The organism is Methyloceanibacter sp., from assembly GCF_058506495.1.
On sequence record NZ_JBZMXT010000085.1, the window covers coordinates 1 to 8,989 of the forward strand.

Genomic DNA, 8,989 nt, shown 5'->3' on the forward strand with positions numbered 1-8,989 from the left:
CTCACCCGTCTGCGTTCCCTCGAACTGCCACCGTGTCGCAACGAGATCTCCCTCGGCGACCTGGGTCATGATAGCGACATCGAAGTCTGAGAAAGCCGTGTGGCATTCGGCGACAATGGCCTTCCAACCCTCGAGATCGACACCCTCAACGCCACCCACCGCAGCCGGTTCTTGATGGTTCAAATAGTTGGGCGAAAAGACATTCTCGGCTTTGCCCTTGGCATCACTCGACCAAAGCTCAAGCGATTCGCGTGTCATGCGCTTCATCTCGTCGATGGTCATTCGTAGCTCCCTGGTTGAGGTCTGAGTGTAAAGTATCGTGATGCTACGACGTTATGGGAAAAGTGATGATCGCAATCATTCTCGTCGTGCTGCTGGCCTTGCTCGTCGTGTGCGCTCTTTTTGTCTGGTGGCGCTACGATATGGACCTCGCTGATATCGCGGCCGCGAGCGTCACACCCGCAAGCGGTATCTGGCTCATCTATGACTATGGCGGGCCTCTGGCTTGGGCTGGCGGATTGCTCCTGCTCGCAATCGGCGTCTCCGCCATCTTCTATGCGATGAAGCGGCATGATCGGCAGGCAACGCGGCGCGGCCACTATCGCGACGAGCAATGACGCTAGGTGCGCATGCTGCCCTGGGCGCACCCGCCCACAAGGTAAAGCAGTGGCAAGAAGCAGACGCACTAGGGCCGGACGGACCCGCCGTTCCGCCCGGCCCTGATTTTAGCTCGCAGCCGCAACGACTGCGATCGCATCACCTAGTAAAGTGCCTTGCTCCGCCACGACGGCGTAGGGTCAACCCTGTTCAGCATGATCAGGGCCTCTGCCTTGGGAGCGCACGCCAGCACCACTCGGTTATTCTCAGTCCCATCGACGTGCATGATCTCGCCAGGCCGCAAGGCGACGCGCAGCCGTGTGGCACTGCCGAAGCTGTCGTCGGCTTCGGGCGCCAAGACGGCGCTTACGGAGCAATTGCCGCCCTCGCGCTCATAGTAGGCGACCAAACGCGACGCGCCGACGTTGACCGACAACGGCTCGTCCGGCCCGACAGGACCCAGACGCGTCTTGTTCGATTCGTTGGCACTGGCGGGGTCGGCTGTCGCAGCGAGCGACAACGCGCACGCTGCGGCAATAAGAAGAACGTTCCTGAACATCAGTATGCCTCCAATTTCAACTGACGACACAGACCGATTCGGTGTCGCGCTGTCAGCGGGAATAATGCTGCATTGCGTCATATCCATGGTGCACTGCAATGACATACTGCCGCGTGGCCTGCTGACGCAGGCGCCTTCAGGGCGAGACGGCGCGTAACGTTTATCGGGAGAGAGCCATAAACATCGTCTTATCAATGGCTTCCCGTGAAGTCTCAGACGCGAGGCGCGTCGAATGTCAGCACCTTCGGAGGTCTTAAGAGCTCTGAGCCCAACGGTGTTCGATGTGGCCGATTCGCGCTCTCGACCCGCGAAGTGCGTGCATTTTTGTGCACCTGCACAATCAGTTGGCGATGCATTGGCAAAGATCGAGCTATGCATGGACAAAGTGAAGCGACAAATGGCTCGCCATACGCCGCCACGCGCCTTGCTCCAATGCGCTTTGGTAAGCCGTACGGGACCCTAACTCAGTTGCGCCTTAACGAGGCCGCTGGCTTTGCCAAAATCCATCTGTCCTGCGTAGCGGCCTTTGAGCACACCCATAACCTTGCCCATGTCCCGCATCCCGCTCGCGCCTGTCTCCGCAATCGCCTCCGCGATTGCACTGGACATATCCGCGTCCGACAATTGCTTCGGCAGGAAATCGCGGATGATATCGGCCTCGGCGCCTTCCTGTTCGGCAAGCTCCGTACGCCCTGCCTCGGCATAGATTTTCTGGGACTCTTCGCGCTGCTTGATCATTTTCGCAAAAAGCTCAAGCAGTTGCGCGTCGGTCGCCTGCTCGGCGCCAGCGCCTCGAGCGGCAATGTCGCGATCCTTAATGGCGGCGCTGACGAGGCGAAGTGTCGACACACGACGCATGTCGCGTGCTTTGGTTGCAGCTTTCAGAGCCGCATTGATGGTCTCGCGCATGGGCACAGAGTTTGGGTGAATCTGGAAGGAAGTTTCCAACCTAATCGACGCCGGGCGATCATGCAAGCGGATTTATCGATCTAACACATTGTTCTAACAGGAAAATTTACAGCTTAGGGATTGACCGCGTCACTAAGCTGACGTAGACAACGCATCTTAAGGACGCGCGCTCCTTAAACTCGTGGTTCCCACGTCTGACTGACCAGAGCGCAACGCCCCATCGTTTGCAGCTTTCGTTTTGGCGACCACACACACCGGCCGAACATAGACAATCGCAGATGACTGACGAGCACGACACAGGGTCTTTGCAGGCTGCGCGAGCGCACGCGACGACGCCAGGAACCAAGCCTTGGGCTGAGGAAGTGCCCACGGCCCTACTCGTTCTAGCCGACGGAACCGTAATCCGCGGGCGCGGCGCGGGTGCGGCCGGCACTGCAGTCGGCGAGGTTTGCTTCAACACCGCTATGACGGGCTACCAAGAGATCCTCACGGACCCGTCCTACGCTGGGCAGATTATTACCTTCACTTTCCCCCATATCGGCAACGTCGGCGCGAATACCGAAGACATCGAAACGTCGAACCTTGCGGCCGCATCGGGCGTGAAGGGCTGTGTGCTGCGAACATCAATCACCTCCCCTTCCAACTGGCGCGCCGCGCAGGACTTCAACAGCTGGCTCGAAGCGCGCGGCATTATCGGCATCACTGGAGTCGACACTCGGGCCCTGACGGCTCTGATCCGAGAGAACGGTATGCAGAACGCCGTGATCGCGCATGCACCGGACGGCGTCTTTGACATCGATGCGTTAAAACAGGAAGCCGCGGCATGGTCGGGCATGGTCGGGCTCGATCTCGCTAAGGACGTCTCATGCGGCCAAAGCTACACGTGGGACGAAACGTCTTGGCGCTGGGGAGAAGGATACGGCCGACAGGAGTCACCGCGCTTTCACGTGGTCGCCATCGACTTTGGACTGAAGCGCAATATCTTGCGCGAACTCGCAACCGTGGGCTGCCAGGTCACGGTGGTCCCTGCGACTACAAGCGCCGAGGCAATCCTTGCGCGCAATCCAGACGGCATCTTCGTTTCAAACGGCCCTGGTGACCCCGCGGCTACCGGTGAGTACGCCGTGCCCGAATTGAAGAAGCTCATCGACAGTGGGGTTCCTACTTTCGGCATCTGCCTTGGCCACCAGCTGCTCGGCCGAGCGCTGGGAGCGGAAACGGCGAAGATGCATCAGGGCCACCACGGCGCCAATCATCCGGTCAAGGATTTTGAGACCGACAAGGTCGAGATCACGTCGATGAATCACGGTTTTGCGGTCACGCGAGACAGTCTGCCGTCGATGGTCGCCGAGACCCATACATCACTTTTTGACGGGTCAAACGCAGGCCTTAAGGTCGAGGACAAGCCGATTTTCTCGGTGCAGTATCACCCGGAGGCCTCGCCCGGCCCCCAAGATAGCCGTTACCTCTTCCAGCGCTTCGTCGATCTCATGGTCGCGCGCAAGTCATCGGCGTAGTCGCTAACGGGATGGATGCACTGCTACTTCAAACGCGCGGCATCGACCGACAAAAGATTATCGCGGTCCCGAAGAAGGAAGAGCGCGAGAATTGCTCCAAGGGTCGGCACTGCGGCCCAAAACAACAGCCCGCGCGGCCCTGCCTCCCAAGGGCTTATGAGCTTGTCGAAAGTGGAAAGTGTCGAGACCGTATGCATCACGAGCATCGCACCATAAGTCCAGAAGCGGAGGAAGCCTGCTGCGAAGGCGAGGATAATTGCGATTTGCACGAAGCCAATGATCAGAAAGGGCTGGGCTGGCAGGTCCGTGAAGTAGTAGGTCGTAAAGACCTTCTGCGCATGGACGGGGTCGATCACCTTGTCCACGGCCCAGACCAGGATGAAGGCGGCAAAGGTCAACCGCATAATCAGAAGAGAAACTTCAAGTTTCATATCCCGTTGCACAGCATTTCCGATCTTGTTTCGTATCCGTTCGACCGCAGTCCCTTAAACGGGGGGTCGCGTGTTGGAAAGACGCACTCACCATCATTTGAAGGGCCAGCCGCGTCGCCGCTTCAAATCTTTGCGCAGGAATGAGCACCAACCGAAATGCCTAAACGCGAAGACATAAAGTCCATTTTGATTATCGGCGCAGGTCCGATCGTGATTGGCCAGGCCTGTGAGTTCGACTACTCCGGAACGCAAGCCTGCAAGGCGCTGAGGGATGAGGGCTACCGAATCATCCTTGTCAATTCGAACCCGGCGACGATCATGACGGATCCGGATTTGGCCGATGCGACCTATATCGAACCCATCACACCAGAATTCGTGGCACGCATCATTGAACGGGAACGACCAGACGCCTTGCTGCCCACGATGGGTGGTCAGACCGCTCTCAACACAGCCCTGAGTCTTCAGAGCTCCGGCGTCCTGGAAAAGTTCAGCGTGGAGATGATCGGCGCGAAGGCGGAGGTCATTGACAAGGCCGAGGATCGCGAACTCTTCCGCAAAGCCATGGACAAGATCGGCCTGGAGTCGCCCAAGTCACGCCTTGCCGACGCCGGCGCTCTAAAGCGCGCGGATCGCGAAGCCTATAAGTCAGAAGTCGCGAGGATCGAGGCGGAACACTCGGATCCACAAGCCCGCTCTGAGGCGATGCTGACATTCGAAGCGGACTGGGCGCGGCACGAAAGCGAACGGCGGCGGCGCTACGTCGAGAAGGGCCTGATCGAAGCGCTCGAAGCGATGCAAGAGGTCGGCCTGCCGGCAATCATCCGCCCCTCGTTCACGCTCGGCGGCACCGGCGGTGGCATTGCCTATAATCGCGAAGAGTTTCTTGAGATCGTCGAACGCGGCATGGACGCCTCTCCTACCTGCGAAGTGCTGATCGAGGAATCGGTGCTGGGATGGAAGGAGTATGAAATGGAAGTCGTCCGAGACAAGGACGACAACTGCATTATCATTTGCTCCATCGAGAACGTCGATCCAATGGGCGTTCACACGGGCGACTCCATCACTGTCGCGCCTGCCCTCACACTTACCGATAAAGAGTATCAAATCATGCGGGACGCCTCGATCGCGGTCCTGCGCGAGATCGGCGTCGAGACTGGTGGATCGAATGTTCAGTTTGCTGTGAACCCAGACGACGGACGGTTGGTCGTCATCGAGATGAATCCCCGCGTGTCCCGCTCATCGGCGCTTGCTTCGAAAGCGACCGGCTTCCCTATCGCCAAGGTCGCCGCCAAACTCGCCGTTGGCTACACGCTCGACGAGCTTGCGAACGACATTACCGGCGGGGCTACGCCTGCCTCATTCGAGCCGACGATTGATTACGTCGTCACGAAGATACCCCGTTTCGCTTTCGAGAAGTTTCAAGGGTCGAAACCCTACCTCACCACGTCAATGAAGTCGGTCGGAGAGGCCATGGCCATTGGCCGGACATTCCCTGAGTCGCTGCAGAAGGCACTCCGTTCGCTGGAGACAGGACTCGCTGGCGTTGATGAGTACCATTTCGACGGGCTTGGCCAGGGCGACGACAAGAACGTGATCCGCGAAGCGCTCGGTACGCCGACACCGGATCGCCTCTTGAAAGTCGCCCAAGCGTTGCGGCTTGGGGTAGACCACGAACAGATCTACGACAGCTGCCGTATCGACCCCTGGTTCATCCGGCAGCTTCAAGACATCATCGACATGGAGACGCAGGTTCAGGAACACGGGTTGCCCACGACAGCCGGCGCTTTCCACAGTCTCAAATCAATGGGCTTCTCGGACGAGCGGCTTGCCATGCTCGCAGGCGTGACGACGTCTGAGGTGCGCCAAGCGCGGCACGCGCTTGATGTACGCCCAGTGTACAAACGTATCGACACCTGCGCTGCGGAGTTCAAGTCACCGACGGCGTACATGTATTCAACCTACGAGGCGGGCTTCGCTGGCGGCGAGTCGTGCGAGTCGCGGCCGAGTGCCGCGGACAAAGTCGTTATTCTCGGAGGCGGTCCTAACCGGATCGGCCAGGGGATCGAATTCGACTACTGCTGCTGCCACGCAGCCTTCTCCCTGTCGGCCGCTGGATTCGAGACCATTATGGTCAACTGCAATCCGGAGACGGTCTCAACTGACTACGACACATCGGACCGGCTCTATTTTGAGCCGCTAACGGAAGAAGCTGTTCTCGAGATTGTGCACAAGGAACAGAGCAACGGCACCGTGAAGGGCGTGATCGTGCAGTTCGGCGGCCAGACACCTTTGAAGCTCGCGGCGGCGTTAGAAAAGGCCGAAGTCCCTATACTCGGGACCTCACCCGACGCAATTGATCTGGCGGAAGATCGGGACCGTTTCAAAGCGCTGATCGATCAGCTTGGTTTGAGACAGCCAAAGAACGGTATCGCCCGCTCCGCCGACGAGGCCGTCGCCATTGCGAAGCAGATTGGTTTCCCAGTTGTGATCCGCCCCTCCTATGTCCTTGGAGGACGGGCGATGGAAATCGTTCATGATGAAGCGCAGCTCGAACGGTACATCGCTGAGGCGGTCGTGGTTTCCGGCAAGAGCCCCGTATTGCTCGACTCATATTTGCGCGATGCAATCGAGGTGGACGTCGATGCCCTGGCAGACGGTCGCGACGTCTTCATTTGCGGCGTGATGGAGCATATCGAGGAGGCGGGCGTACATTCTGGGGACAGCGCCTGCTCGCTTCCGCCCCACTCCCTCAAACCTGAAATTGTGAGAGAACTGGAGCGGCAGGCGGCGGCCCTCGCGCGCGCGCTGAACGTGGTGGGGCTGATGAACATTCAGTTCGCCATACAGAACGACGACATCTACATCCTTGAAGTCAATCCACGGGCCTCACGAACCGTCCCGTTTGTCGCGAAGGTCATCGGCGAGCCGATTGCGGGCATCGCTTCGGAGGTCATGGCGGGCAAGCCGCTCGCGACGTTTGACCTGACCCCGGCACAGCTCGACCATATTGCCGTAAAGGAAGCCGTCTTTCCTTTTGCGAGGTTCCCCGGGGTGGATCCCGTGCTGGGACCGGAGATGCGCTCCACTGGCGAGGTCATGGGCATCGACCGCGATTATGCCGTTGCTTTCGCCAAGAGCCAGCTGGGCGGGGGTGCGAAACTACCCATGTCCGGCACTGTCTTCGTCTCGGTGAAAGATCTCGACAAAGACAAGGTGCTCATCCCGGCCCGCACAATGACTGAGATGGGCTTCCGTATTGTGGCGACGCGCGGTACGCAGCGCCATCTCGCCGAGCATGGGATCGCTTGCGAGCGGGTCAACAAGGTCCTCGAGGGGCGTCCCCACATTGTCGACGCCATTGCAAACGGCGATATAGATATCGTCTTCAATACAACCGAGGGCGCTAAGGCTCTGGCCGACTCCATGTCAATTCGGCGGTCGGCCTTGCTGAACCACGTTCCTTACTATACAACGCTTGCCGGCGCGCTGGCCGCTACCGAGGCTATTAGGGCCTTGAGAGCAGGCAGCCTGACCGTCGCCCCGCTACAAAGCTACGTTGGCCAAGGCTCACCCGAGCTCGCCGAGAAGCTGTAGAAACGGTCAAAATCAACAGATTCTTGACTTCGGTGGGTCAATTCCTTGACAGTATTGTTAAGGGGGCCCGCCCCTAAGGAGTTTGAACTGAAATGGAAAAGGTGCCGATGACCGCCGAGGGATATACGTCCCTTGAGGCTGAGATCAAGAATCTCAAGACCGCCGAGCGGCCGCGGATTATCAAATTGATCTCTGAAGCCCGCTCGCACGGGGATTTGTCCGAAAACGCCGAATACCATGCCGCCAAGGAGCTGCAGGGGATCACCGAGGCTCGCATCGCCGACCTCGAAGACAAGCTGTCACGAGCGGATATCATCGACGTGTCCAAGCTTAAGGGCGATCAGGTCATGTTCGGCGCGACAGTGACCCTGATCGACGAGGATACCGAAGACAAGGTCAAGTATCGGATTGTCGGCGAGATCGAGGGCAACGTGAAGGAAGGCAAGATCTCCATCACTTCTCCGATCGCGCGCGCGCTTCTCGGGAAGCGCAAAAAGGACGTGGTCGAGGTCTCGACGCCCGGCGGCGGCAAGTCCTACGAGATCGTCAAGGTCGAGTTCAAGTAAACAACTCCGCAGTTTGATCTAAGCCCAAGCAGAGACGAACGGCGCCGCCCCGCGGACCCGACCTTCAGGCGTTCACGAGCTTAGTGCGCAAGCCTGCGGCTGCGCCTTTTAGCCCCGGATAATCGCTGACGATCACATTCATCGGGATCGCCTCCACATAGGGCTTCATGCGGCCCTTGCGCTCGAATTCCTCGCGGAAGTCCGGCTCTTCCAGCCGGGGCAGCATTTTCGGTGCTATACCGCCACCGATGTAGACCCCGCCGCGCGCGCCGAATGCGAGTGCCATGTCACCTGCAAACCGTCCGAGCCAGCGCACGAAATAGTCCAGAGCTTGCACGGCCATGTCGTCCTCGCCGGCGATGGCCATGTGCTCGATTTCTGCAGGTGAACGCTCTGCGTCACTGAATCCATAGGACGCTGCTATCGCACCATATATGTCAGCGAGACCTGGTCCGGAGAGCGCGCGTTCGACGGACAAGCGCTCCAGGCCTTTTCGCATGCGCTCGAGGATCGCCAGTTCTCGTTCGTTTTCTGCCGGGAAGGTCTGATGTCCGCCCTCACCCGGCACCGGGACCCAGCCGGTCGGCGACCACACGAGACCTGCGACTCCCAAACCCGTGCCGGGGCCGAGCACGACCTTGGGTGCCCTTTCAACAGCGGTCCCGCCGCCAAGCGCGTGCAACTCGTCTTTCGAAAGCACTGGAAGCGCATAGGCCTGGGCTTCGAAATCGTTGAAGACGAACGCCGCATCAAGCCCTGCCTTCTTGGCAAGCGTCGTTTGCTTGAAAGTCCAAGTCGCGTTGGTGAACTTGACGG

At 59.2% G+C, this 8,989-nt stretch carries 10 protein-coding genes; 5 read left to right on the forward strand and 5 right to left on the reverse strand.

Annotated features, from left to right (window positions below; all coding sequences use genetic code 11):
* Positions 1-282 (reverse strand): ester cyclase (locus tag AC33YF_RS11665; protein WP_491777377.1); only part of this gene is annotated, 282 nt, incomplete at its 3' end.
* Positions 283-347: 65 nt separating this feature from the next.
* Here AC33YF_RS11665 and AC33YF_RS11670 point away from each other — a divergent pair.
* Complete coding sequence (locus tag AC33YF_RS11670) at positions 348-617, forward strand: hypothetical protein (protein WP_491777378.1); 270 nt, start codon at positions 348-350, stop codon at positions 615-617.
* Between the two features lie 143 nt (positions 618-760).
* On the opposite strand, the gene AC33YF_RS11675 is transcribed toward AC33YF_RS11670, so the two are convergent.
* The gene (locus tag AC33YF_RS11675; protein WP_491777379.1) at positions 761-1,156 is read right to left on the reverse strand and encodes a hypothetical protein; all 396 of its coding nucleotides are present in this window, start codon (positions 1,154-1,156) and stop codon (positions 761-763) included.
* A 4-nt stretch (positions 1,157-1,160) separates the two neighbouring features.
* On the opposite strand from AC33YF_RS11675, the gene AC33YF_RS11680 reads away from it, so the two are divergent.
* Positions 1,161-1,313: a hypothetical protein gene (locus tag AC33YF_RS11680; protein ID WP_491777380.1), complete on the forward strand. Its 153-nt coding sequence runs from the start codon at positions 1,161-1,163 to the stop codon at positions 1,311-1,313.
* A 302-nt stretch (positions 1,314-1,615) separates the two neighbouring features.
* Here the strand turns inward: AC33YF_RS11680 and AC33YF_RS11685 are convergent, their stop codons facing one another.
* Positions 1,616-2,065 carry a GatB/YqeY domain-containing protein gene (locus AC33YF_RS11685; RefSeq protein WP_491777381.1) on the reverse strand — a complete coding sequence of 150 codons (450 nt, stop codon included), beginning with the start codon at positions 2,063-2,065 and terminating at the stop codon, positions 1,616-1,618.
* Positions 2,066-2,343: 278 nt separating this feature from the next.
* On the opposite strand from AC33YF_RS11685, the gene carA reads away from it, so the two are divergent.
* A complete protein-coding gene (gene carA / locus AC33YF_RS11690; protein ID WP_491777382.1) occupies positions 2,344-3,582 on the forward strand; it encodes a glutamine-hydrolyzing carbamoyl-phosphate synthase small subunit in 1,239 nt (412 codons plus the stop codon).
* A gap of 23 nt (positions 3,583-3,605) precedes the next feature.
* Here the strand turns inward: carA and AC33YF_RS11695 are convergent, their stop codons facing one another.
* On the reverse strand, positions 3,606-4,013 hold the full coding sequence (locus AC33YF_RS11695; RefSeq protein ID WP_491777383.1) for a hypothetical protein: 408 nt from the start codon (positions 4,011-4,013) through the stop codon (positions 3,606-3,608).
* Between the two features lie 156 nt (positions 4,014-4,169).
* On the opposite strand from AC33YF_RS11695, the gene carB reads away from it, so the two are divergent.
* Complete coding sequence (gene carB / locus AC33YF_RS11700; RefSeq protein WP_491777384.1) at positions 4,170-7,607, forward strand: carbamoyl-phosphate synthase large subunit; 3,438 nt, start codon at positions 4,170-4,172, stop codon at positions 7,605-7,607.
* A 92-nt stretch (positions 7,608-7,699) separates the two neighbouring features.
* Complete coding sequence (gene greA, locus AC33YF_RS11705; RefSeq protein ID WP_491777385.1) at positions 7,700-8,173, forward strand: transcription elongation factor GreA; 474 nt, start codon at positions 7,700-7,702, stop codon at positions 8,171-8,173.
* A gap of 64 nt (positions 8,174-8,237) precedes the next feature.
* Here greA and glk read toward each other — a convergent pair.
* Positions 8,238-8,989 (reverse strand): glucokinase (gene glk / locus AC33YF_RS11710; RefSeq protein WP_491777386.1); only part of this gene is annotated, 752 nt, incomplete at its 5' end.